General features: G+C 38.3%; 25 protein-coding genes and 4 tRNA genes. 19 read left to right on the top strand and 10 right to left on the bottom strand.

Annotated elements, in window-relative coordinates; translation table 11 throughout:
* Positions 1-247 precede the first annotated feature (247 nt).
* From trpA to ACG94X_RS14545, 4 genes are read left to right on the top strand one after another with little or no spacing between them, the layout of a single operon-like run.
* Entirely contained in the window at positions 248-1,051 is an 804-nt protein-coding gene (gene trpA / locus ACG94X_RS14560) for a tryptophan synthase subunit alpha (RefSeq protein WP_419384428.1), read from the top strand.
* Positions 1,048-1,944 (top strand): acetyl-CoA carboxylase, carboxyltransferase subunit beta, encoded by an 897-nt coding sequence (gene accD / locus ACG94X_RS14555; RefSeq protein ID WP_419384427.1) that lies wholly within the window; start codon positions 1,048-1,050, stop codon positions 1,942-1,944. Before trpA ends, accD begins: the two co-directional genes overlap by 4 nt.
* Positions 1,941-3,227 carry a bifunctional tetrahydrofolate synthase/dihydrofolate synthase gene (gene folC / locus ACG94X_RS14550; RefSeq protein ID WP_419384426.1) on the top strand — a complete coding sequence of 429 codons (1,287 nt, stop codon included), beginning with the start codon at positions 1,941-1,943 and terminating at the stop codon, positions 3,225-3,227. The genes accD and folC overlap by 4 nt, the downstream gene beginning before the upstream one ends.
* Complete coding sequence (locus ACG94X_RS14545) at positions 3,218-4,219, top strand: SPOR domain-containing protein (RefSeq protein WP_419384425.1); 1,002 nt, start codon at positions 3,218-3,220, stop codon at positions 4,217-4,219. The genes folC and ACG94X_RS14545 overlap by 10 nt, the downstream gene beginning before the upstream one ends.
* Positions 4,220-4,268: 49 nt before the next feature.
* Here ACG94X_RS14545 and ACG94X_RS14540 read toward each other — a convergent pair whose 3' ends face one another.
* The 5 genes from ACG94X_RS14540 to ACG94X_RS14520 form a co-directional block, all read right to left on the bottom strand.
* A complete protein-coding gene (locus ACG94X_RS14540; protein WP_419384424.1) occupies positions 4,269-4,862 on the bottom strand; it encodes a dual specificity protein phosphatase family protein in 594 nt (197 codons plus the stop codon).
* Positions 4,863-5,672 (bottom strand): MBL fold metallo-hydrolase, encoded by an 810-nt coding sequence (locus ACG94X_RS14535; RefSeq protein ID WP_419384423.1) that lies wholly within the window; start codon positions 5,670-5,672, stop codon positions 4,863-4,865. It abuts the gene before it with no gap.
* Between the two features lie 214 nt (positions 5,673-5,886).
* Positions 5,887-6,144 carry a hypothetical protein gene (locus ACG94X_RS14530; protein WP_419384422.1) on the bottom strand — a complete coding sequence of 86 codons (258 nt, stop codon included), beginning with the start codon at positions 6,142-6,144 and terminating at the stop codon, positions 5,887-5,889.
* Positions 6,145-6,292: 148 nt separating this feature from the next.
* Positions 6,293-6,910, bottom strand: a complete 618-nt coding sequence (locus ACG94X_RS14525; RefSeq protein WP_419384421.1) for an L-threonylcarbamoyladenylate synthase — start codon at positions 6,908-6,910, stop codon at positions 6,293-6,295.
* Positions 6,911-6,993: 83 nt separating this feature from the next.
* Positions 6,994-7,656 (bottom strand): elongation factor P hydroxylase, encoded by a 663-nt coding sequence (locus ACG94X_RS14520; protein ID WP_419384420.1) that lies wholly within the window; start codon positions 7,654-7,656, stop codon positions 6,994-6,996.
* 97 nt (positions 7,657-7,753) lie between these two features.
* Between ACG94X_RS14520 and ACG94X_RS14515 the strand changes: the two genes are divergently transcribed.
* The 7 genes from ACG94X_RS14515 (at position 7,754) to ACG94X_RS14485 (ending at position 12,265) form a co-directional block, all read left to right on the top strand.
* Complete coding sequence (locus tag ACG94X_RS14515; protein ID WP_419384419.1) at positions 7,754-8,317, top strand: YceD family protein; 564 nt, start codon at positions 7,754-7,756, stop codon at positions 8,315-8,317.
* Between the two features lie 74 nt (positions 8,318-8,391).
* The gene (gene rpmF / locus ACG94X_RS14510) at positions 8,392-8,577 is read left to right on the top strand and encodes a 50S ribosomal protein L32 (RefSeq protein ID WP_004723964.1); all 186 of its coding nucleotides are present in this window, start codon (positions 8,392-8,394) and stop codon (positions 8,575-8,577) included.
* 166 nt (positions 8,578-8,743) lie between these two features.
* Positions 8,744-9,730, top strand: coding sequence for an ACP S-malonyltransferase (gene fabD / locus ACG94X_RS14505; protein WP_419384418.1), 987 nt, complete (start codon positions 8,744-8,746; stop codon positions 9,728-9,730).
* Entirely contained in the window at positions 9,727-10,461 is a 735-nt protein-coding gene (fabG, locus tag ACG94X_RS14500) for a 3-oxoacyl-ACP reductase FabG (protein WP_419384417.1), read from the top strand. The genes fabD and fabG overlap by 4 nt, the downstream gene beginning before the upstream one ends.
* Positions 10,462-10,547: 86 nt before the next feature.
* Positions 10,548-10,784 (top strand): acyl carrier protein, encoded by a 237-nt coding sequence (gene acpP, locus ACG94X_RS14495; RefSeq protein WP_419384416.1) that lies wholly within the window; start codon positions 10,548-10,550, stop codon positions 10,782-10,784.
* Positions 10,785-10,998: 214 nt separating this feature from the next.
* On the top strand, positions 10,999-11,472 hold the full coding sequence (gene lysM / locus ACG94X_RS14490; RefSeq protein ID WP_419384415.1) for a peptidoglycan-binding protein LysM: 474 nt from the start codon (positions 10,999-11,001) through the stop codon (positions 11,470-11,472).
* Between the two features lie 379 nt (positions 11,473-11,851).
* Positions 11,852-12,265 (top strand): TM2 domain-containing protein, encoded by a 414-nt coding sequence (locus ACG94X_RS14485; RefSeq protein ID WP_419384414.1) that lies wholly within the window; start codon positions 11,852-11,854, stop codon positions 12,263-12,265.
* A gap of 66 nt (positions 12,266-12,331) precedes the next feature.
* Here ACG94X_RS14485 and ACG94X_RS14480 read toward each other — a convergent pair whose 3' ends face one another.
* Both ACG94X_RS14480 and ACG94X_RS14475 read right to left on the bottom strand, forming a co-directional pair.
* Positions 12,332-12,940 (bottom strand): DUF805 domain-containing protein, encoded by a 609-nt coding sequence (locus ACG94X_RS14480; RefSeq protein ID WP_419384413.1) that lies wholly within the window; start codon positions 12,938-12,940, stop codon positions 12,332-12,334.
* A 238-nt stretch (positions 12,941-13,178) separates the two neighbouring features.
* The gene (locus ACG94X_RS14475; RefSeq protein ID WP_419384412.1) at positions 13,179-13,820 is read right to left on the bottom strand and encodes a peroxiredoxin; all 642 of its coding nucleotides are present in this window, start codon (positions 13,818-13,820) and stop codon (positions 13,179-13,181) included.
* 383 nt (positions 13,821-14,203) lie between these two features.
* Here ACG94X_RS14475 and secA point away from each other — a divergent pair, with 383 nt between their 5' ends.
* The 8 genes from secA (at position 14,204) to ACG94X_RS14435 (ending at position 20,647) form a co-directional block, all read left to right on the top strand.
* Positions 14,204-16,921: a preprotein translocase subunit SecA gene (gene secA / locus ACG94X_RS14470; RefSeq protein WP_419384411.1), complete on the top strand. Its 2,718-nt coding sequence runs from the start codon at positions 14,204-14,206 to the stop codon at positions 16,919-16,921.
* A 143-nt stretch (positions 16,922-17,064) separates the two neighbouring features.
* The gene (locus tag ACG94X_RS14465) at positions 17,065-17,430 is read left to right on the top strand and encodes a hypothetical protein (protein ID WP_419384410.1); all 366 of its coding nucleotides are present in this window, start codon (positions 17,065-17,067) and stop codon (positions 17,428-17,430) included.
* A gap of 238 nt (positions 17,431-17,668) precedes the next feature.
* Positions 17,669-18,889 (top strand): bifunctional glutamate N-acetyltransferase/amino-acid acetyltransferase ArgJ, encoded by a 1,221-nt coding sequence (gene argJ / locus ACG94X_RS14460; RefSeq protein ID WP_419384409.1) that lies wholly within the window; start codon positions 17,669-17,671, stop codon positions 18,887-18,889.
* A 148-nt stretch (positions 18,890-19,037) separates the two neighbouring features.
* Positions 19,038-20,105 (top strand): quinolinate synthase NadA, encoded by a 1,068-nt coding sequence (nadA, locus tag ACG94X_RS14455; RefSeq protein WP_419384408.1) that lies wholly within the window; start codon positions 19,038-19,040, stop codon positions 20,103-20,105.
* Between the two features lie 149 nt (positions 20,106-20,254).
* Positions 20,255-20,331 (top strand) — tRNA-Pro (locus ACG94X_RS14450).
* 46 nt (positions 20,332-20,377) lie between these two features.
* Positions 20,378-20,454 (top strand) — tRNA-Arg (locus ACG94X_RS14445).
* Between the two features lie 38 nt (positions 20,455-20,492).
* Positions 20,493-20,568 (top strand) — tRNA-His (locus ACG94X_RS14440).
* Positions 20,569-20,570: 2 nt separating this feature from the next.
* A tRNA-Pro gene (locus ACG94X_RS14435) sits at positions 20,571-20,647 on the top strand.
* 145 nt (positions 20,648-20,792) lie between these two features.
* Here the strand turns inward: ACG94X_RS14435 and yfiB are convergent.
* Genes yfiB through yfiR form a run of 3 tightly spaced genes read right to left on the bottom strand, consistent with a single transcriptional unit; the run spans position 20,793 to position 22,924 of the window.
* Positions 20,793-21,272 carry an outer membrane lipoprotein YfiB gene (gene yfiB / locus ACG94X_RS14430; RefSeq protein WP_419384407.1) on the bottom strand — a complete coding sequence of 160 codons (480 nt, stop codon included), beginning with the start codon at positions 21,270-21,272 and terminating at the stop codon, positions 20,793-20,795.
* A gap of 19 nt (positions 21,273-21,291) precedes the next feature.
* The gene (gene dgcN, locus ACG94X_RS14425; protein WP_419384406.1) at positions 21,292-22,509 is read right to left on the bottom strand and encodes a diguanylate cyclase DgcN/YfiN; all 1,218 of its coding nucleotides are present in this window, start codon (positions 22,507-22,509) and stop codon (positions 21,292-21,294) included.
* A gap of 4 nt (positions 22,510-22,513) precedes the next feature.
* Positions 22,514-22,924, bottom strand: a complete 411-nt coding sequence (gene yfiR / locus ACG94X_RS14420; protein ID WP_419384405.1) for a regulatory sequestration protein YfiR — start codon at positions 22,922-22,924, stop codon at positions 22,514-22,516.
* Between the last annotated feature and the right edge of the window lie 362 nt (positions 22,925-23,286).

Raw genomic sequence — 23,286 nt, 5'->3', positions numbered from 1 at the left:
TGAAGTTTTTATAAATACTTGTAATCATTAAAAAAGACCAAAAATAGGAAGCTTTGATCATTGTTCATAAAAGTAAAATATAGCTAAATGTAGTCATTGGGTTGTTATATAAAATTGTGTATCTATATGAGATAACATTGTGCTACCGAGTAACTCTATTCAATGAGTGAAAAATAGCGTTACAATGCAACGTCTTGCATTTTTACATCAACTCCTCAAGTTTTAACAATCTAAGGAAAGTACACCAATGTCACGTTTAGCCACCCGATTTGCACAGCTTAAATCTCAACAGCGTAAAGCTTTGGTTTCTTATGTTATGGCGGGTGATCCTCAGCCACATGTAACTGTTCCATTATTACATCAGATGGTTGCAGCGGGCGTAGATGTACTTGAGCTTGGATTACCATTTTCCGACCCTATGGCAGATGGTCCAGTGATTGCACTTGCAGCAGAGCGCGCTTTGGCTGCAGGAACCAGTACCCTTGATGCATTAAATATGGTTAAAGACTTTCGTCAAAAAGATACAACGACACCTGTTGTTTTAATGGGATATTTAAATCCTGTTGAAGTGATTGGCTATGAAAAGTTTGTGTCTATTGCGAATGAAAGTGGTGTCGATGGTGTGCTTCTAGTGGATTTACCACCAGAAGAAGCAAAAGATTTAGGTGAAGTATTAAAGAAATACGATATGGATCAAATCTTCTTGCTTGCGCCGACATCTACCGATGAACGTATTCAACATGTGGTGAAACAGGCTTCAGGCTTTATTTACTATGTGTCGCTTAAAGGTGTTACAGGTGCAGCAACATTGGATACCGCAGAAGTTACAGCACGTATTCAAAAAATTAAAACTTACACCGATATTCCAGTGGGTGTAGGTTTTGGAATTAGCGATGCTGCTTCTGCAAAAGCAGTGGGTAGTGTTGCAGATGCTGTGATTGTCGGAAGTGCTTTTGTTAAACCTTTTGCGAATGTAGCGCCAGCACAAGCCGTGGAAGCAGCGGTCAATAAAGTCAAGGAGCTTCGAGCTGCGCTCGATGAGTTAGTATGAATCAAGAAGTGAAATCAGGGAAAGTCCTTAATCCATCGACACCTTGGACAGATCGTACTGTACCAGGCATTGATGTGCCAGATGAACAACAGTCAGTTAAAGCAATTTTTACAGAGCCGACAATTGAATGCCCTGAATGTCATGCCTTAGTGACTCGTACAGCAATGTCTTTCAATGCCTATGTTTGTCCATCGTGTGATGAACATTTGAAAATGAAAGCACGTGACCGTTTAAATTGGTTTTTTGATAATGTGACCACTGAACTTGGTCAAGAGTTTGTTGCAAAAAATCCGTTACATTTTGTGGACAGTAAGCCCTATCCAGAGCGTATTAAAGAAGCCCAGGAAAAAACAGGAGAAACTGAAGCACTTGTGGTGATGCAAGGTCAACTGAAAAGCATTGCAATGGTTGCATGTGCGTTTGAATTCGACTTTATGGCTGGATCAATGGGTACTGTGGTTGGTGACCGTTTTGTCCAAGCTGCTGAAAAAGCCATTGCTAAGAAACTTCCACTCATTTGTTTTGCTGCATCTGGTGGCGCACGTATGCAAGAAGGCATGTTGTCTTTGATGCAAATGGCACGTACTTCGGCTGCAATCCAAAGAATGAAAGAAGCACATCTTCCATATATCGTTGTACTTACCCATCCTGTCTATGGTGGTGTTACTGCATCATTGGCAATGCTTGGTGATGTTCACATTGCTGAACCTAAAGCCATGATTGGTTTTGCAGGCAAACGTGTTATCGAGCAAACAGTACGTGAAAAGTTAGAAGAACCGTTCCAACGTGCTGAATTTTTGCTTGATCATGGCGTAGTCGATCAAATTGTTCATCGTCATGCATTACGTGATACTGTATACCGTATTGTAGCGAAATTGATGAACTTGCCTTGAACGACAAAGCACCATTAAGTATTGATGATTTACAAACATGGCTCAATTATTGGAGCCATGTTCATGTTACAGGGATTGATTTAGGTTTAGAACGAGTCATTCCTGTTGCAGAACAACTCGGGGTAATGAAACCCCAAGCGAAAGTGATTACAGTTGCAGGAACCAATGGCAAAGGTTCAACCACGACAACCCTTGCTGCAATTTTGAATGCACAAGGTTTAAATATCGGTTTATATCAATCGCCACATATTTATCGTTTTAACGAGCGTGTCAAACTAGCAGGGCAAGAGGTTGATGATCAAAGCTTAATTGATGCTTTTGTACAAGTCGATCAAGCACGCCGTGTCTGTGATTTATCCTTATCTTTTTTTGAAGCCACGACTTTGGCTGCATTCGTCATTTTCAAACAAAAACAATGTGATGTCTGGATACTTGAAGTTGGCTTAGGTGGTCGTTTGGATGTGGTCAATGTGATTGATCCAGATATTGCTGTCATCACAAATATTGGTTTAGACCATACAGATTGGTTGGGTGATACCATTGAAAAAATTGCGTATGAAAAAGCAGGTATTATTCGTCCACATATTCCCGTAATTTTTGGCGGTGTGCAAGACTTACCGCAAGCAATTCAAAACAAAGCAGATGAATGCCAAGCGAAGCTATTTACAGTGAATCGTGACTATTTCTATGATTATGCGGATGATGGGCAATCATGGAATTTTGCAGGTTCAGGTGTCACGCTTAAATTACCGCTTGGGCATTTGGCGATAGAAAACATTTCAACCGCTGTTGCTGCGATTCTAGTCAGTGGATTAACAGTTTCGCAAAATGCGATTGCACAAGGTATTCAAAATGCACAGCTACAAGGTCGTTTTGAAATTCGTAAAATAAAAGATAAAACAGTTATTTTTGATGCGGGACACAATCCGCATGGTGTAGATTTTTTGTTAAAGCAATTGCAGAAATTTTTAGAATGCAATAAACAATACACAGAAGTTGTCTCAGTTTTTTCAATGTTGTCTGACAAAGACATAGATTCTGTGATCAAGTTATTGAAAAATACTGTATTAAAGTGGAAAATTGCAGCATTGATTGTGCCACGTGCAGCACCTTTGGAACAATTACAAGCTGCATTGCAAGGTGAGACAGTCGAACAATTTAATTGTGTACAAGCAGCATTTCAATCAGCGCTTGCAGATACAAAAAATAATCAGCTGATTTTGGTGTGCGGTTCGTTCCATACCTTAGAAGCGGTCTGGGAGTATTTAGAAGAATGTCAATGAATAACAAGCAACGCTGGATGGGTGGAGTTGTATTATTAAGTGGTGGTGTTTTATTAGCGGCATTACTCCTAAAAGGTAAAGAAGAAATTCACCAAAAACAGGTGCAAACTCCACTTGCTGAACAAGTACAACCAAATAAAAGTACGCCTGCAGGTGAACCTGTTCAATTACAACCATTGACTGTCGATGTTGCAACTGAAAAACGCTTATTAGAAGAGCAGAAGCGTGCTCGTGAAAAAGCCGTTGCTGAACAAGAAGCAAAAGCTGCTGAATTTTTGCGTATGCAACAACAAGCAGAGGCTGATGCTGCACGTAAAGCAGCTGAAGAATATGCTGCTGCAAATGCAAGACGTGGTGCTGCTAGTCAAGAGGGTGCCGATATTCCTCCTGAATTGGTACAAGATGAAAAAGTCAAAGCACAGCAAAAAGCTGCAGAGCAGAAAAAACTTGAACAGCAAAATGCACAATTAAAACAAAAAAATGAAGCTGAAAAAAAGTTAGCTGAGCAGAAGCGTCAAGCTACCGCAGAAGCAGAGAAAAAAGCAGAAGAAAAGAAACGACAAGCCGAAGCACAACGTCAGGCTGAGGCAGATAAAAAAGCCGCTGCTGATAAGAAAGCAGAAGCTCAAAGAAAGGCTGAAGCCGAAGACAAAAAGGCAGAAGCTGATAAAAAGCATAAAGCCCAAGAAGATGCCAAGAAAAAGGCTGAAGCTGAAAAAGCGCGAGAGTTGCTGGAAAATGGTGATAAACAGTGGATGGTACAAGTGGCACTGGCTGCCAATGAAGCCAATGCGGATGCGGTTTCTGCAAAATTGCGTGCGAAAGGTTATAAAGTCACGAAAAGCCCAACTTCAAAAGGTGTACGAATCATGGTTGGGCCTTCTAAAGACCGTGAAGCAGCAGATGCGACACGTAAAAAAATTAATGCAGATACCAGTTTAGGAATGAAATCTGCATGGGTGAATGAATGGACACCTTTGGATCGCCGCTAAATTGAATTGATGATTAGCCTTTCTCAATCTTTTTTAGAGAGAGGTTTTATTAAACAGATGGATTCGTGAGTTGTTCACGAATCCATTTTATATTTTCAGGGGAGAATAATTTTTCAATATTGCCCCAAATCGGATGAAACCCATAACCACCATGTTTCATTTCATTCAAAGCATCATCAATCGTCCAGTTTTCGTAAATGATACGATACATTGCAACGCTTGCACCGGTACGATCTGAACCGTGATAACAATGAATTAAGACTTTTTGATCTTGCTGTTTTGCTGTTTGAATCGCTTTCATCACATCCAATAAATCATTTCGATCCATCGCCCAAGTATTAATGGGGATATGAACCAATTTAAAATTTTGCTCAGCAAGCACCATTTTGTCTTTATTTCGACTTCTTAAATTGATCACCACATCAATATTATTTTTCTTTAACTCTGGAATAAAGACAGAATTCGGTTGTTCGCTACGATAAAGCATAGGGCTGATTTGATATAGATTATGCTGCTTGTTAATCATGGATCCCCAATTTTGAGGGCGCTCATGATCTGGTAAGGCCTGTGTCGTCATACATGCAGTCAGTTGTAAGCTGACTATAAGAATGATAGCTGAGCGAGATAAAGTAGATTTAAGCATTTAGAAGTATCGGCCTAGTTCAACAGGGTCGTGTGCGCAAATAATATCAATTTTAGGCTCATTGTATGCAAGTGTTTGTAATTGCGATAATGTCTTTAAGCGAAGTGTATTGTTGTCCGCCAATAAGCGTTCAGTTTTATCGAGTAGCCTCAACTTATTTTTTGGATTCAATTCTAAATGTGAAAAATAAGCATCTCCACAGAATAATAACCAGCGGTCTTGCTGTTTGATGGCAATACCACAATGTCCTGCGGTGTGACCCAATAATGGTATTAACAATATTTCATCATTGAAAATGCTAAAACCTTGGACTCGATTGAAATTAAACCAAGCTTCACCATTTTGAGGTTCTAAGAAATTCCAGTAGCGATGATTTTTAAATTGTTGTGGACGATAGCGTAACTTATTCATTACAGAAATTTTTTGTGCAGCATTGAATTCACTCGATAAAATGTGAATCGTTGCTTGAGGAAAATCTGAAATGCCACCGGCATGGTCTAAATCTAAATGACTGACCAAAATATGCTTCACATCTGAAGGTTTAAAGCCAAGTTGCTGAATTTGTGCAATAGCGGTCAGATTGAAATCGGATTGAATCGCACTGACTGTGGTGAATAATTTGCCTAAACGTGTTTGTGGATGCAAATAATCTTGCATACCGAAACCTGTATCGACTAAAACTAGTCCTTGATCGGTTTCAATAAGTAAGCAATGACATACCATTTTAGCTGTGATGCCTTGCTGCCCATAAAGTGGCGCACAAACAGGACACATCGTGCCACAATGCAGATGATGTACGTTATAAATCATAGTTTAAGCATTTGTTTTTAGGATTGTTGTTTAGTTTATAAACTGAATTAAGCAAAATACCAATCTGTAAATGATGCTGTTGTGTAATCGATCTTACTCATTTATGAATATGGGATCGTTATTTACATTTTTGTGATTTAAAAATGCGTACAGTTTCATTTCCTTAAATATCTATTTTTTCTTGTAATCATGCTTCAGTTTTATGTGCCGTTGATTATTTTTGATCAAGAATGTATTCAATAATGAGGTAGCAAGTCTCTCTTAAACAAACATTTTTATTTTCAAAGTGCTGTAAGAGTGATTTTAGTTCAGAGATTTCTATGAAAAATTCAAATTTTGATGGGTTTGTATTTTTAGTTAGATCCGTTTCTCTAAGTTCAACCTCAGATTCAGGTGACCACGGTTGTTCTACATATAAAAATTGTTTTTCTTGGAAGTGATTAATATTCAATAATGTTGTAAATAAATCCATAAATATCAATGCCTATAAACTATGTTGCTTAGTATTCCATCGATGATTGAGTTTCTTTACAACTGAAGAAGGCAAATAGAGATTGAAGCTGTTACTTCACCTTTAGAAATAGCAGCTTCTCTATAAAACGATTTGGGTTGAAAGCTGCTCACTCAAAAGCGCTTACATCACCCACACCACGACGAATAATTTCAGGGTTTACGCCAGATAAATCAATAATACTGGTGGTGGTTAACGAGCCTAAACCACTGTCTATAAATACATCAATACGCTTTTCCAGTTGTTGCTCAATATCATATGGGTCATCCATAGGAGAGTCTTGACCAGGAAGAATCAATGTACTGGTCAGTAAGGGTTCGCCTAACTCTTTGAGTAGCATTTGGCAGACGGTATTACTAGGAACACGTAATCCAATGGTTTTTTTCTTTGGATGCATTAAACGGCGAGGAACTTCACTGGTCGCAGGTAAAATATAAGTGGTTACAGCAGGGGTATTCGCTTTGAGTAAGCGATACATGGCATTGTCTACTTTTGCATAGGTGGCAATGTCAGACAAATCTGCGCAAATAATCGCATATTGATGCTTTGGACTTAAACCACGAATTTGTGCAATACGTTCCATGGCATTTTTATTTCCAATCTGACAGCCAATCGCATAGGCGGCATCAGTTGGGTAAACCACCACGTCACCAGCTCGAATTCTTTCAACAGCTTGACTGATTAAACGTGGTTGAGGGTTGTCAGGATGTACTCTTAAATGCAGCATAATTATTCTCCTGATTCATATCATGTGTTCATTATCACTTGAATCAAGATGATGTTTCAATCTACAAAAAACATTTCATCTGCTTAATCGAGCATTTCTCTTCTAAACTCATCGCTTTGTAATGTTTTGCCACTTCGAATACAGGCACAAATACACTCAATTAAATGTTTTGCATCACGAGGAAGTTTGGATTCACCAGCTAAATAACGTTGCACTTGCGCATAGACGTTGTCTTTAAATGTTGTCCCGTTCCCACCATCACCCGTTAAATTATCCAAAGAAACTTGAAATTTCCGACCAAATGCATTTGAGAATAGCCACTCAATCGCTTGAGGTTTAACTTCGACTTGTTCAAATAAAGTTTGTTGTTCTGCTGTGCGACCATCTGGTGCATACCAATAACCTAAATCGGATAGTAATCGACGTTTTTCACCTGCAATGCTCCAATGGCTTATTTCATGTAAAGCGCTATTAAAAAAACCATGTGCAAATTGAATGCGTGCAGGGGCTTGATCTATCGAAGGAAAATATTCAGGTTCGAAATCTCCACGAACAAGAACAACATTTAAGTGGGAAAACCATTGATTAAAGTGTAAGATAAGCCAGTCAACTTGTTGAACTTCAGTCTTTAAATCTGTCCACTGTAAACGTTGTACTGAGGCTGTTTTTTCAGATTGTTCCGAAGTTAAACCTGTATTGAACTGTAATGAAGTGGTGACTTCAGGTTGCGGCTGCAACTGATGCATAGCTTGTATTACCAAAATGATCTGTCTAAATAAGTACAAAATTGTATCTTAATCTTTGACAGAGTACCCATGAATTTGTAGAATTGCCGCCTTAATTATGTCAGCAAATACCTTTCCGGCACAGATTGAGCCGTTTAAATGGGCTGAACAAGGCTACGCGTGGTCAGGTACCCTGCCACTGTCTCGCTTTGTTCGTATTGCCCGTGAAGCTGTTGGATCAATTGATCATCAATTGATTACTATAGACTGTAAGCTATCAATGGATGCATATCATCGTATTGTATGGGTGGATGGTCGTGTGGAAGTAAGTGTTCCAATGGAATGCCAACGTTGTTTGGAGTCTGTTGAAATTTCTTTAGCTTCTGACTTTCATTTAGCTTTGATGGACGATGAGTCACTGATAGAGCGCTTGGATGAGGATGCTGATTTCATCGTATTAGGTGAAAGTGATGCGACAACTAAGGCTGATTACGCAAGTAATACGCCTGCAACTGTTAATTTACTTGCACTTTTAGAAGATGAGTTATTATTGTTGATGCCTTTATCTCCTAAGCATGACGCTTGTGAGCATAAGCATCAACCAGCCGTTGAGGACATTGTCGAAGAAAAACGGGATAATCCGTTTGATGTTTTGGCAGGTTTGAAGGGTAAACTTAACTAAATTTTGTGTTATACTATTTAGTTAAGACAACCGAATTTGTTCTGATCCATTTTTTCGATTTGTAAGGAGCCATCATGGCCGTTCAGCAAAACCGTAAAAGTCGCTCTCGCCGTGACATGCGCCGTTCGCATGACGCTTTAACCGAGAATGCACTAACTGTAGACCAGACTACTGGTGAAACTCATCGTCGTCATCATGTGACTAAAGATGGTTTTTATCGTGGTCGTCAATTATTCGCTAAAGCAGCTGATGCTGAATAATTGGTGAAACATTAGGTGAAAGCTTAATGGAAAAAATGGGAGCGTAAGCTCCCTTTTTTTGTTTTTAATCACTGTGTTTTTGTTGTATTTCGCAATTAAAATAATTTTTTTTTACTGTAAAATTGCCGCATCGGAAACGATCAAGATTAAATGAAGGGACTTTAATATGTCTGCTAAGCGACTCGAACAAGCAGCTCAAGCAACTAAAACAGCATTTTTGTTTCCAGGTCAGGGTTCGCAAAAAGTGGGCATGCTCGCGGAACTTGCTGAACAGTTTGGTGGTGTGCAAGAAACTTTCGCAGAAGCATCGGATGCCGTTGGTTTTGATTTATGGCACATTGCTCAAAGTGGCGAAGGTTTAGATCAAACTGAAAATACCCAACCTGTATTACTAACAACAAGTATTGCAATGTGGCGTGTATGGTTAGATTTGGGTGGTGTGGCGCCAAAGTATCTGGCTGGACATTCACTGGGTGAATACAGTGCTTTAGTTGCAGCGAACTCGATGAAATTGGCAGATGCAGTTAAGTTGGTTAACTTACGCGGTAAATTGATGCAATCGGCTGTCCCACAAGGGCAGGGTGCAATGGCGGCTATTCTCGGTTTAGAGGATGCAAAAGTGCTAGAACTTTGTGAACAAGTAAATGCACAAGGTCGTGGTTCTGTAGAAGCAGCAAATTATAATGCAAAAGGTCAAGTGGTCATTGCTGGTGATAAAACTTTAGTCGAGGCTGTTATGCAGGCTGCTAAAGAAAATGCGGGTAAAGCCATTGCTTTGCCTGTATCCGTGCCATCGCATTGTTCACTCATGAAACCAGCAGCAGAACAATTTGCAGAAGCATTGGAACAAACTGCCATTGAGCTACCACACATACCTGTAATACAAAATGTGAATGCTAGAATCGCGACAGAAGTATCGCAATTACGTCAGGCTTTAACTGCGCAATTATATCAATCTGTGCAATGGACAAAAACAATGCAGTTCCTTCAAGATCAAGGAATTCAATATGTTGCAGAATGCGGTCCAGGAAGTGTGTTGGCTAACTTAGCGAAACGCTTACCAAATATTGAAAAAGCATTTCCAATTGATACACAAAGTCGTATGGAAGATGCACTAAATGCCATTCTAATGGCGGAAGGGAAAATTGCATGACACAAGAACGCAAGGTTGCACTAGTGACAGGTGCGAGCAGAGGGATTGGCGCAGCCATCGCTCAGCAATTGGTTCAAGATGGTTATTTTGTTATTGGTACTGCGACTTCTGAAGCAGGTGCAGAAAAACTTTCTGTGGCTTTTGCTGAAAATGGTACAGGCGCAGTTTTAGACGTCCGTGATGGCGCTGCAATTGATACTTTAGTAACTAATATTGAACAAAAATATGGTTCAGTAATGATCTTGGTGAATAATGCAGGCATTACCAAAGATAATTTATTGCTTCGTATGTCTGAAGATGATTGGGATGACATTCTCAATATTCATTTGAAAGCAGTTTTCCGTTTGTCTAAACGTGTATTGAAAGGTATGACTAAGGCTCGTTTTGGTCGCATCATCAATATCAGTTCAGTGGTTGCGCATTTTGCCAACCCAGGTCAAGCCAACTATTCTGCTGCAAAAGCGGGGATTGAAGCATTCAGTCGCAGCCTTGCAAAAGAAATGGGTAGCCGTCAAATCACGGTGAACTGTATCGCACCTGGTTTTATTGCAACTGAAATGACTGAGCAATTGAACGAAGATATTCGTAAAAAAATGAATGATCAAGTCGCTTTAAACCGATTTGGTGAACCACAAGATATTGCAAACGCAGTAAGTTTCTTAGCTTCTGACAAAGCTAGTTACATTACAGGCACAGTATTACACGTAAATGGTGGTTTATACATGGCTTAATGCGATGTATAAACTTTGAAAAAACTTAATATTCAATTAAACTATCAGGCAGTTAAAAGCTGCCACAAGCAATGAGGAGAACTCCTGTGAGCGATATCGAACTACGCATTAAACAAGCTGTTGCAGAACAATTAGGCATTAAAGCTGAAGAAATCAAAAACGAAGCATCTTTTATGGATGACTTAGGTGCTGATTCTTTAGACCTAGTAGAACTTGTTATGTCTTTCGAAAATGACTTCGACATCACTATCCCTGATGAAGATTCAAACGAAATTACTACAGTTCAATCAGCTATTGACTATGTAACTAAAAAACTTGGTTAATAGACTGACTACGTAGATTTCTACGAATTAAGCCACCATTTTTGGTGGCTTTTTTCATAAATAATTTAGAATAATTAAAACAGTTACATATAGTCACCGTAATGTTACCAATGACAACGTATTTAGATGTGTTTATTCGCTATAAAAGTAGAGTTTATAAATTTTTATAACATGATCAATAAAACAATTTTTAACAAAGAAATGGAGAATATAAATGGGTCTTTTTGATTTTATTAAAGGCATCGGTAAAAAAAATACAGCACCTGCAGAACCTCAAGCCGCACCAGCAACACCTGCTGAACCATCTGCACAAGAGATTGCAAATAAATTATTGGGTCATATTAAAGCACTTGGCTTACCTGTAGCAGGTTTATCTGTGTCATATAACGGTGCGACGGATAGCGCTGCAATTTCGGGTCAAGTACAGACTCAAGCAGATAAAGAAAAAATTATTCTTGCAGTTGGAAATATTGATCATGTTGCGCAGGTAGATGATCAGATGACTGTAGCAACACCTGAATCTGAAAGTAAGTTCTATACCGTGAAATCTGGTGATAATCTTTCTAAGATTTCGAAAGAATATTATGGTGATGCAAATCAGTACAATAAAATTTTTGAAGCAAATCGCCCATTGCTTAAAAATGCAGATGATATTTTCCCGGGTCAAGTTTTACGTATACCTGCGTAATCAAAATATAAATGTGTATGAAGAAGGTGCTTAAGCACCTTTTTTTACAACCTAACTTTTAGACAAATCGGTTAAAAAACCAAAGAAAGGATGCATCCATATCGTGATATTTAGGGATTGTCTGGTTATAGGTATCGGGTTAAATAGTTTAGTTAACTGAAAGTGTCATCGAAGTAGAAAAAGTTTAGTGTCAGTTAGTGATTGAGTCGGTTTGTACTGAATTTTGTTACATCGCTATTTTCAACGAAATAAATTTGGCATACATTTTCATTGTAAAAAAAAGCTTATACAGAGCATTTAAAATTTCTTATCATATAACAACTAAGTATATTATTAAGCACTGATAAAACTTCAAAAAACATACAGAAAAAGGTGAAACATGAAAGGTCAAATACTCGATTATTCAATACAAACAAATTCAGGCGTGATTACTGGAGATGATCAAAATCGGTATCAATTTTCTGGGGTGCAATGGCGTGATCAGCGTGCGCCAAGTCGTGGTCAGCGAGTTGATTTTGCTGTAGATGGCGCAGGTCAAGCTATTGAGATTTATTTGATGAATCAGTCACTGCAACTTCCAAATCAAATTGGTGAAAAGAATCGAGTTATTGCTGCTTTATTGGCATTTTTCTTAGGTGGTTTTGGCGCACATAAATTTTATCTAGGGCAGATTGGTTGGGGTATTGTTTATCTTATTTTCTGCTGGACGTTTATTCCGTCCATTGTCGCATTCATCGAGTTCATTATTTATTTGTGTACTTCAGATGAAGATTTTGCCCGTAAATACGGCTAATCTAAAGACATCTAAATGCAAAAAATAAAAGGGCAATCAAGCCCTTTTATGGTTTAAATAAAACTATTAAGAGCGTGCAGGAGCGCCATATTTGTTTTGTTCTTGTTTAGTGTCTGTTGCCCACCAAATAATCAGCAGAATTAAGCCGATGACGGTAAACGCTAGAAGTTGCCACCATCCTGAACGTCCAACATCATGTAGTCGACGAGCGCCAACGGCAAGGCTCGGTAGAAATAGTGCTAAATTGAGCAAGCCATCAATCATAGATCCAGTACCAATAATGCGATCTAAAATTCGTGCGACTATTCCGAGTCCTATGCACACGAGCATAAAAAACCAAAACTCTTTACGGCGAGCACGCCCATCAAAAGTTACATAATTTTTAATACACTTAACGAACCAATCAACAGGATTATATTGCTCTTCATGTTTGTTGGGATCTGAAATTTGATTGAGTTGTTTATTAATTCCTGCAAGAGGACTGTTGTGACCAAGGGTTGTGTAGATTTGTAAGGCATTGCCCATACTATCTACATTAAAATCAACCTGTAAGCCTCGGCTCGGTGCTGTTTGCCCATTCCATTCTGCACCTGAAAATGGATAGCGAATTTGATCATCACCAGTGATGATTCCTGAGTTACTTTGTATGTTGTAGTCTAAAATTGTACCTTTCATGCTTTTTCTCAATGATTGTAGTTGATAAAATATGCATTGTTATAGGCAATAACTTTAACAGAGATGCGTTGTTTTTGCTCAGAAATAACCCAATAATTTGTGTGAATGATCAATATTTTTTTATTCTCAGACTCAACATTCTAATGAATCAAACCACTATAAATAAAAAAGCTGCTTACTTTATTCAATATGAAGATATTCAACGAATAAAGTAAGCAGCTATAAATGATGATATTTTTTAGTTTTTATTGGGTTGTGGTGTGAGTCGTAAATATGGCTTAACCGCCGTGTAACCTTTTGGGAAGCGTTCTTTCAGTTCAGTTTCATCTTTTAATGATGGAATAATCACCACATCTTCGCCATCTTGCCAATTTGCAGGTGTTGCTACTTTGTAGTTGTCGGTTAATTGAAGTGAGTCGATTACACGTAAAATTTCTTTGAAATTACGTCCTGTAGATGCAGGGTAAGTGATAATTAAACGAATTTTTTTATCTGGATCAATAATCACTAAAGATCTTACCGTCAGCGTTTGACTGGCATTTGGGTGAATGAAGTCATACAGTGTGGAAACTTTACGGTCTTTATCTGCAAGGATTGGAAAATTCACTTGGGTATTTTGTGTTTCATTAATGTCTTTAATCCACCCTTTATGTGATTCAACATCATCTACAGAAAGTGCAATAGCTTTGACACCACGTTGTTCAAATTCACCTTTAAGTTTCGCAGTATAGCCAAGTTCAGTCGTACATACAGGTGTGTAATCTGCTGGATGAGAAAATAGAATGCCCCAATGATCACCTAAGAAATCATAAAACTTTATTGTTCCCTCACTCGATTCCTGTTCGAAATCGGGCGCAATGTCACCTAATCGTAAAGTCATTGTAAAACCCTCAATATTTAAAAAAGTATTCAATCATTAGCTCGTAGTAATGACTATCTCTTAGTTTTTTTATAATTAAAAATAGTGTTTTTGCATTTGTTTATGAAAAAAATAGCTATTAATAATGGAATCATGCTAAAAATTTTTGAAAATGACCTGAACATCGCTGTAAATAACGATCAAATTTGCTACATTAATGCGCCTTGGTTGATATACGCTAGAACAAGGTGTGAGATTTTTTTAATTGGTTTTGTGTAAAACCCTTGTACTTCAAATTTCTAGCACCATAATATCGTCTGAGAAAAAATTATTTTGACAGCAGAAGGACTGCGAACTTTTCATTGATGAAAAGTTGCTTATCCTTCAATTTAGAGAGTTTATTCATGTTGGCAAGTCTGATCGGAGGTATCTTCGGTACAAAAAATGAGCGCGAACTCAAACGTATGCGTAAAGTTGTCGATAAGATCAATGCGCTCGAGCCGACGATATCTGCCTTAAGTGATGCAGACTTATCTGCGAAAACCGAAGAATTCAAACAACGATATAAGAAAGGTGAAAACCTAGACAAATTATTGCCAGAAGCTTTTGCTGTATGTCGTGAAGCAGCAAAGCGTGTAATGGGCATGCGTCACTATGACGTTCAGCTCATTGGTGGTATTACGTTGCATGAAGGTAAAGTTGCAGAAATGCGTACAGGTGAAGGTAAAACCCTCATGGGTACTTTAGCCGTTTACCTAAATGCAATTAGTGAGCAAGGCGTTCACGTTATTACTGTGAACGATTATTTGGCACAACGTGATGCTGAGTTAAACCGCCCGTTATATGAGTTTTTAGGTTTAACCGTTGGTGTGATTTATTCTATGCAATCACCCGTCGAAAAAGCAGAAGCTTATCGCGATGACATCACTTACGGTACCAACAACGAATTTGGTTTTGACTACTTACGTGACAACATGGTTTTCTCTATGGCAGAGAAAAAGCAACGTGGTCTAGTTTATGCGATTATCGATGAGGTCGATTCGATCTTGATCGATGAAGCACGTACCCCGTTGATTATTTCTGGTCAAAGTGATGATTCATCCCAACTTTATGTGGCAATTAATGATATTCCACCTAAGTTGAAAGCTCAAAAAGAAGAAAAAGTCGCAGACGGTGGTCATTTCTGGATTGATGAAAAGCAACGTCAAGTTGAAATGACAGAATTTGGTTATGAGACTGTAGAGCAAGAACTTATTCAAATGGGTTTATTGGCGGAAGGTGAAAGCTTATATTCACCATCTAATCTAAATCTTGTACACCATGTGTCTGCTGCAATTCGTGCACGTTTCTTATATCAACGCAATGTTCATTATATTGTGCATGATGATGAAGTGGTCATTGTCGATGAAAACACAGGTCGTACTATGCCTGGTCGTCGTTGGTCAGAAGGTTTGCATCAAGCTGTAGAAGCAAAAGAAGGCTTAGAAGTTCAACCTGAAAACCAAACTTTAGCGACAACAACATTCCAGAACTATTTCCGTTTATACAAAAAGCTTTCAGGTATGACAGGTACTGCTGATACTGAAGCGGCGGAAATGAACGAAATTTATGGTTTGGATGTGGTACTTATTCCAACTCACCGTCCAATGATTCGTAATGACCAGAACGATTTAATCTATTTAAACCGTCAAGGTAAATACAACGCTATTATTGAAGAAATTCAAAAAATTCATGAAGCGGGTGTTGCGCCTATTTTGATTGGTACAGCGACCATTGAAGCTTCAGAGATTCTTTCAGATAAATTGAAAGAAGCAGGTATTGAACACGAAGTTTTGAACGCCAAACAACATGAGCGTGAAGCGGATATTATTGCGCAAGCAGGCTCGCCACGTGCAGTCACCATTGCAACCAATATGGCAGGTCGTGGTACAGACATTCTGTTGGGTGGTAACTGGAAAGCGAAACTTGGAAAAATTGAAAACCATACTGCGGAAGATGAAGCACGTCTAAAAGCGGAATGGGAACAAAGTAATGAAATGGTGATCAGTTCTGGTGGTTTACACATCATTGGTTCTGAACGTCATGAATCTCGTCGTATTGACAACCAATTACGTGGTCGTTCAGGTCGTCAAGGTGATCCAGGTGTCTCACGCTTTTTCTTGTCTTTAGAAGATGATTTGATGCGTATTTTCGCAGGTGATCGTGTTGTCGGCATGATGCGTGCAATGGGCTTGCAGGAAAATGAAGCCATTGAACACAAAATGGTGTCACGTTCAATTGAAAATGCACAACGTAAAGTAGAAGCGCGTAACTTTGATATTCGTAAGAACTTATTGAAATACGATGATGTAAATAATGAACAACGTAAAATTATTTATTCTCAACGTGATGAGATTCTTCAAGAAAATACACTTCAAGATTACATCGAAGTAATGCATCGTGAAGTCGTGAAAGGTTTAATCGAAAATTATATTCCACCAGAATCTATTCATGATCAATGGGATATTAACGGCTTAGAAAATGCATTAAGAGAAGATTTTAGTGTCGATCTACCGATCAATAAATGGTTGGAAGATGATCGTCGTCTAGATGAAGAAGCATTGGTAGAGCGTATTTCTGATGATATCATTGCGCGTTACCGTAGTCGCCGTGAACAAATGGGCGATGAAAGTGCAGCAACTTTAGAGCGTCATTTCATGCTCGGTTCATTGGATCGTCATTGGAAAGATCACTTGGCTGCAATGGATTATTTACGTCAAGGTATTCATTTACGTGGTTATGCACAAAAGAATCCTGAGCAAGAATATAAGAAAGAAGCATTTAACTTATTTGTAAATATGCTAGGTGTGATTAAGTCTGACGTTGTAACGGATATTTCACGTATTCACATTCCAACACCTGAAGAGCTTGCAGAAATGGAAGCTCAACAACATGCCCAAGCTGAGTCTATGCGTTTAAACTTCGCACATGATGAAATAGATGGTTTAACAGGTAATGTAAATGATGTCATTGTCGATGCAAAATTTGCAAATGATGATGTTATTGCTGCACCAGAAAGCCGTAATGCACCTTGTCCATGTGGTTCAGGTCTGAAATACAAACAATGTCACGGTAAAATTTAATTTAATGCAACATTGAAAATTGATAAAAAGCAGAACAATTGTTCTGCTTTTTTTACAAGTTATTGCAGTGAGTTAATTTTGATTGCAGGAATGCCAATTAAATGCTATTAACTTGCTGAATTGGATATATCAGTGGAAAGACAATGAAAAAATTATTAAAACCTTTATTTGCTGTAATTTTGGCAATTCCAGTATTGGCAATTGCAGATACCGCACCACAAACCACGACGGTAGCAAAAGTTCAAGCAGCAACAGGTGCGACGACTGCACAAACTGAAGTAAAAAATGAAACAACTACCGTGATTAGCCCACGTACGGGTATTCGTTATACTTTGGGAGATACAGGTGGTCGCCCAATTATCCTTAAAACGGCTGCAATTGCTGCGGTAACACCTGCAACAATTAATCGTGTTGTTGCTTCAAATCCTGCTTTATCTGTCGGCAGCCAAGAAAAAGTAAAACAAGCATTGTTGGTTGTAGACACTACGGCAGTATCACCTGCACAATAAGGTTTGATTTAATAATACTTAAATTCTAAATGCGCATTCATTTAAAAATCATTGAGAATACTTAGAAATTCACAATGAAAATTGAAAAAGCCAGTACGTTTTACTGGCTTTTTCAATTTTATATTCAAATCAAACATCATTTCTTATAGTAAAAATAAATAAGCATTTTATTAAGCTCGATTTTTTTTTAGTTTTCTAATAAGCTGTGTTTTTCTTGATTAAGCTTGGACATTTAAAAATGGCTGTTGGTGACGTGTCTATGCCGCATATGCATGTGGTGCAAGGTGTAAAAGTTGGCTCTGCAGAGGCGTATGTCCGTTATCCAAATCGACGAGATTTAGTTGTTTTTGAATTTGCACAAGATACGCAAGTTGCAGGTGTTTTTACGCAAAATGCATTCTGTGCAGCACCAGTTCATGTGTCTAAAAAGCATTTGGAAATGGGGAATCCACGTTATCTGATTATCAATACAGGCAATGCAAATGCAGGTACAGGTAAGTTGGGTATGGAAAATGCCCAAATAACGTGTTTTAAGCTTGCAGAATTGGCTCAAGTTGAACCTTTTGAAATTTTACCATTTTCCACAGGTGTCATTGGCGAACAACTTCCAATTGAACGTTTAACACAAGGTTTACAACCTGCTTTAGATAGTTTGAGTGATGATTCTTGGCTTGATGCTGCGACTGGTATCATGACCACAGATACGACACCAAAAGGTGCATCAGAACAATTCGAATTCGATGGTATCACTTATACCATGACGGGTATTTCTAAAGGCGCAGGCATGATCCGTCCGAATATGGCGACCATGTTGAGCTTTGTTGCAACAGATGCTCCAATTGCACGAAATCTTGTTCAGAAAATGCTAAAAATAAGTGCAGATCAATCATTTAATCGTATTACGGTAGATGGTGACACATCAACCAATGATTCATGCATTTTTGCGGCAACAGGGCAGGCGGGTGGTATAGAAATCACCTCTGAGAATGATGCACGTTATACTGTTGTATTGGATGTTTTATCCCGTGTGATGAAACGTTTAGCACAATTGATTATTCGTGATGGTGAAGGCGCAACCAAATTTATTACCGTTGCTGTTGAGGGCGGAAATGATATACAAGAATGTTGTGATATTGCCTATAGTATTTCGCATTCACCGTTAGTTAAAACTGCAATTTTTGCATCAGATCCAAACTGGGGGCGTATCCTTGCCGCAATTGGCTATGCAGGTGTAAAAGATTTAGATGTAGAGAAGATCCAAGTTTGGCTAGATGATGTGCAAATCTGTAAAGATGGTGGTGCAGCAGAAGACTATACTGAAGAGGCCGGTTCACGTGTGATGTCGCAGACAGAAATGACGATTCGAGTAGATCTAGGTCGTGGTCAAGCCAAAGACACAGTTTATACTTGTGATTTATCCTATGATTATGTCAAGATTAATGCAGATTATCGTTCGTAATTTAAATATTTTAAAAAGCCTCACTCGTGAGGTTTTTTTATAACAAAATATTTTTAGTGGTGGATTTGTGTGCAGTAGAAAGTACAATGAATTCACAAGTGTATCAATGCTCGCATGACGCCAGCGCCAAGGAAAGAGAAGACCTTTTATGAATGATGCGAATAACTTAATTGCCAACGAAGCAAAATCGATTGTGCAAGCGCATTTAGATCGTTTAGGTGAGCCAAAGGACAAAACTTTAAGTCCTGAGCTGAAACAGCAGAAGTTTGAACAAATTAAAGCAGAATTACAAAAGCGTAATGCTGTGTTAGTGGCGCATTATTATTGCGATCCAGAAGTGCAAGAGCTTGCGGAAGCGACAGGTGGTTGCATTTCGGACTCATTGGAAATGGCGCGTTTTGGGCGTGATCATGAGGCAACTACCTTGGTTGTGGCAGGTGTAAAGTTTATGGGGGAGACATCAAAGATTCTTTCTCCTGAAAAAACAGTATTAATGCCGACATTAGAAGCGACCTGTTCATTAGATATTGGCTGTCCAGTAGATGAGTTTACAGCATTCTGTGATGCGCACCCAGACTACACAGTTGTGGTTTATGCCAATACCTCTGCTGCTGTAAAAGCACGTGCAGATTGGGTGGTGACGTCAAGTTGTGCCGTTGAAATTGTCGAGCATTTAGATGGTTTAGGCGAAAAAATTATTTGGGCACCAGACCAGCACTTAGGCCGTTATATTCAAAAGAAAACTGGCGCAGATATGTTGTTGTGGGATGGTTCTTGCATTGTGCATGAAGAGTTTCGCTCACGTGGCATTGACAATATGAAAGCCTTGTATCCAGATGCAGCAGTATTGGTACATCCTGAGTCGCCAGAATCTGTTATTGATGTTGCAGATGCAGTGGGAAGTACATCTCAATTAATTAAAGCGGCACAAACACTACCCAACCAAACATTGATTGTGGCAACTGATCGTGGCATTTTTTACAAAATGCAACAAGCAGTACCACATAAAACCCTCATTGCAGCGCCAACAGCAGGTGAAGGGGCGACGTGTCGCTCATGTGCGCACTGTCCATGGATGGCAATGAATGAGTTGGATGGTATTTTAGATGTTTTACAAAAAGGTGATCAAGAAATATTCGTAGATGCAACACTTGCAGAACGGGCAAAATTGCCTTTAGATCGGATGTTAAACTTTAGCGCACAATTAAAACGTTAAATTTGTATAAAAAACAGCTGAGATGCTTGATTAATATACATTTGACTGGTTTTTTTAACTTTTTTTTACAATAGGTGTTGACGTCTTCGGGCGTCACGCCTAGAATGCACACCGTACCACACGATGTGTGATGCAAAAGCTGAGATGAACGGAGCATGGCGCAGTCTGGTAGCGCACCTGGTTTGGGACCAGGGGGTCGTAGGTTCGAATCCTACTGTTCCGACCAATTCTTCAAGGCAAAGGAATTTATGATATTTAGTGTCATTGTTCATGCGCCTGTAGCTCAGTTGGATAGAGCATCCGCCTTCTAAGCGGATGGCCACAGGTTCGAATCCTGTCAGGCGCACCATATGTTGCTTGATGTTATAGATCCTGAAATTTTTTATGGTGGTTGTAGCTCAGTTGGTAGAGCCCCGGATTGTGATTCCGGTTGTCGAGGGTTCGAGCCCCTTCATCCACCCCACTCGGAGCATGGCGCAGTCTGGTAGCGCACCTGGTTTGGGACCAGGGGGTCGTAGGTTCGAATCCTACTGTTCCGACCAATTTAAGTTTGAAACTGATTGCTCAAGTCTTAAATATAAATTATCCGCTTAAATGCGGTTTTTTTATGCCTAAAATTTATAATGAATATAAAAAGAAAAAGATCTCCGAAGAGACCTTTAAAAATACATGCTTTGTTCTAAAAAATTAAGGAATAATAATCACAGCCACGCGACGATTTTCAGCTTTATGTGCTTCAGTATCATTGGGTTTAATGGGTTGTGCTGCACCTTTACCTATCACTAGAATGTTTTTTGGATCGAATTTTTGTGAAACAAATATATCTGCAACAGCCTCGGCACGAACTTTAGATAACTTTAGATTGTAATCAGGATTACCAACATTATCTGTATGACCCACAACTTTCAGTTTGTCTAAGTGGTATTTGTTTAACTGTGTTGCTAAACGAGCCAATTCAGATTGATGTTCAGGTTTTATATTAGATTCATTAAAGCCAAACAATAATCGCTCAGGTAAGCCGAGACTCCAGCCTTCATCAGTAAGTGTAAAGCCTTCACTTTTTACAAAATGAGCTTGCTTGTAGCTTAGGCCGCCTAAATTCATGCAGCCTGTCAGCATTAAACAAAAAACTGCAATAATGGTCAGTTGTGTATTTTTAAATGTCATAAAAAACCTACATTAATGATTATGAGTGATAAATGTACCAGTGGTGTTGTAGAGATTTTGCTTTATACATGGCTTGATCAGCTTGAGAAATAAAATCTTCTGGGTTGGATGCTTGGCTTGAAATTGCGATACCAATACTGAAACTAAAAGATATTTTCTGATCTTTATAGATTAGAGGGTCTTCACAACATTTAAGTAAGTTCTCTGCAATTGAAATCAGATGCTCAACTTTAGACACTGAACGTAAAATAATTGCAAACTCATCACCTGCAAGACGTGCAACGAAATCATCTTGGCGAATATGGTCGTGTAATCGTTGCGCCATTTCCTTAAGTACTGCATCACCGACTAAATGTCCGTACTTATCGTTGATTGCTTTGAAGTTGTTGTTATCAATAAATAGTAATGCTAGATTTTCACGATGTTTAACATCATCAAATAAATTACACAAAACTTGATAGAAATAATTACGATTAGGAAGTTGAGTTAAATCATCATGTTGAACTTGATATGAGAGTTCGACATTTTCTTTTTGAAGGTGTGTATGCCAAGACTGGATTTCATCTAATAATTGGTTAAAAGCTCCATTTAACTCTTGGAATTCTTTGATATCGTTCTTTGGAAATCTTAAGTTATATGCTTTTTGGCTGCGAAGAAGTTGTGCGATTTGAACCAGTGGTGTGAATGAATGCATGATATGGCGATAAGTTAAATTTACAGACCATAATAGTGCGAATGCCATAAAGAGCATTCCAAATGCTAACCCAAGGAAGATTTTAAAGATAAACAAGAGAATTTCATAGGAGCTCCCATACAGTACTACACGACCAACGGTTTGCCCTTGGTGTTGAACAGTTAGATTGATTGCATCTTTTAGGAATATATGATCAAAAATATTCTGAATATAAGAATAATGCTCTACATTTTTTAAACTTTCTGCAACCAGATTTCCTTGAGCATCATAAACCTGAATCAAGCGGACAGAGTGTTGGAATGTATATTCATTAATAATTTGCGCCATCGCAATTTTATCTGAGAATACCAAAGCGGGTTGAATGCGTTCGGAGACTGTGCGACTGATTAATATTAGATTTTGCTTGGCATAAGATTCAACTGTAAAAACGGAAATCGTTACAAAAGTAGATGTGCAGATGAATAAGGTAATCGCAAAAATTGTAAACTGAGATTTACGGAATAAAGCTTGTAATGATGTCGATTTGAATAGTTTTTTAATCATTACTTTAATCCGAGTTCTTTGCAAGTAATAAAACACGCGGATCAATGTGGATTTTTGATTGTGCCAAACTATCTAAATTCACTTTAAAAATTGTATTCCCAGCCTTATTTGTTGATAAGCAAAAAGCGCTTCCTATTTCACATTCATTATTATTAGAACTAAAAGACAAAATAGAGGGGTTGAGCGACGTATTAATTAACGTCTGTTCTGTAGATGCTGTTGTGTTGGAAAAAAACACGGCATCACATTCACGAGTTCTTAATTCACTTGAATGAATGAGCGATGCGGTAAAAGAAGATTTTGTATTTTTAATATAATGATTGAATTGAGTTGTATAGTTTGGATTCTCAACTACACATAGTAGAGGGTTGGGGGTGTTCCATTTTGCATAACTTAAAATTGACAATGTCATCATGAAAATATTATGTGGCGAGTTGGCAGGGGAATAGTTGCTAAATGAAAGCAAGATCCCTAAACATAAAGTTTTTCTATTTATAAAATAGGCCATATTCGAATTAAAGTAATATTGATTGGATTGTTAAAAACAGTTTAAAGAAAAAAAACAAATATAAATAGTTCAAATTTTAAGTAATTTAATAAAAATAATGGTTAATTTGTAGAATAAATAAACAGACGAACTGTTATTTATAAAATAAGTTAAAAAAGGGGTTGTGCTGGGTATGAAATGCTGTAGAATGCACATCCATCGGCGGTGATGTTAAATAAAACTTCTGATAAATCAATAGCTTGGTTGGGTTGTTAAGATTTCGAATGAGA

This window comes from Acinetobacter psychrotolerans (genome assembly GCF_048552595.1).
Classification (GTDB): Bacteria; Pseudomonadota; Gammaproteobacteria; order Pseudomonadales; family Moraxellaceae; genus Acinetobacter.
The sequence above is the reverse complement of the archived record's forward strand: the minus strand, read 5'-3'. Positions and strand labels throughout refer to the sequence as shown.

Bases quoted from the DNA above. Each gene is read 5' to 3' on its own strand.
- trpA (WP_419384428.1), top strand. From the start codon at position 248: ATGTCACGTTTAGCCACCCGATTTGCACAGCTTAAATCTCAACAGCGT.
- accD (WP_419384427.1), top strand. From the start codon at position 1,048: ATGAATCAAGAAGTGAAATCAGGGAAAGTCCTTAATCCATCGACACCT.
- ACG94X_RS14545 (WP_419384425.1), top strand. From the start codon at position 3,218: ATGTCAATGAATAACAAGCAACGCTGGATGGGTGGAGTTGTATTATTA.
- ACG94X_RS14540 (WP_419384424.1), bottom strand. From the start codon at position 4,862: ATGCTTAAATCTACTTTATCTCGCTCAGCTATCATTCTTATAGTCAGC.
- ACG94X_RS14535 (WP_419384423.1), bottom strand. From the start codon at position 5,672: ATGATTTATAACGTACATCATCTGCATTGTGGCACGATGTGTCCTGTT.
- ACG94X_RS14530 (WP_419384422.1), bottom strand. From the start codon at position 6,144: ATGGATTTATTTACAACATTATTGAATATTAATCACTTCCAAGAAAAA.
- ACG94X_RS14525 (WP_419384421.1), bottom strand. From the start codon at position 6,910: ATGCTGCATTTAAGAGTACATCCTGACAACCCTCAACCACGTTTAATC.
- ACG94X_RS14520 (WP_419384420.1), bottom strand. From the start codon at position 7,656: ATGCATCAGTTGCAGCCGCAACCTGAAGTCACCACTTCATTACAGTTC.
- ACG94X_RS14515 (WP_419384419.1), top strand. From the start codon at position 7,754: ATGTCAGCAAATACCTTTCCGGCACAGATTGAGCCGTTTAAATGGGCT.
- rpmF (WP_004723964.1), top strand. From the start codon at position 8,392: ATGGCCGTTCAGCAAAACCGTAAAAGTCGCTCTCGCCGTGACATGCGC.
- fabD (WP_419384418.1), top strand. From the start codon at position 8,744: ATGTCTGCTAAGCGACTCGAACAAGCAGCTCAAGCAACTAAAACAGCA.
- fabG (WP_419384417.1), top strand. From the start codon at position 9,727: ATGACACAAGAACGCAAGGTTGCACTAGTGACAGGTGCGAGCAGAGGG.
- lysM (WP_419384415.1), top strand. From the start codon at position 10,999: ATGGGTCTTTTTGATTTTATTAAAGGCATCGGTAAAAAAAATACAGCA.
- ACG94X_RS14485 (WP_419384414.1), top strand. From the start codon at position 11,852: ATGAAAGGTCAAATACTCGATTATTCAATACAAACAAATTCAGGCGTG.
- ACG94X_RS14480 (WP_419384413.1), bottom strand. From the start codon at position 12,940: ATGAAAGGTACAATTTTAGACTACAACATACAAAGTAACTCAGGAATC.
- ACG94X_RS14475 (WP_419384412.1), bottom strand. From the start codon at position 13,820: ATGACTTTACGATTAGGTGACATTGCGCCCGATTTCGAACAGGAATCG.
- secA (WP_419384411.1), top strand. From the start codon at position 14,204: ATGTTGGCAAGTCTGATCGGAGGTATCTTCGGTACAAAAAATGAGCGC.
- ACG94X_RS14465 (WP_419384410.1), top strand. From the start codon at position 17,065: ATGAAAAAATTATTAAAACCTTTATTTGCTGTAATTTTGGCAATTCCA.
- argJ (WP_419384409.1), top strand. From the start codon at position 17,669: ATGGCTGTTGGTGACGTGTCTATGCCGCATATGCATGTGGTGCAAGGT.
- nadA (WP_419384408.1), top strand. From the start codon at position 19,038: ATGAATGATGCGAATAACTTAATTGCCAACGAAGCAAAATCGATTGTG.
- yfiB (WP_419384407.1), bottom strand. From the start codon at position 21,272: ATGACATTTAAAAATACACAACTGACCATTATTGCAGTTTTTTGTTTA.
- dgcN (WP_419384406.1), bottom strand. From the start codon at position 22,509: ATGATTAAAAAACTATTCAAATCGACATCATTACAAGCTTTATTCCGT.
- yfiR (WP_419384405.1), bottom strand. From the start codon at position 22,924: ATGATGACATTGTCAATTTTAAGTTATGCAAAATGGAACACCCCCAAC.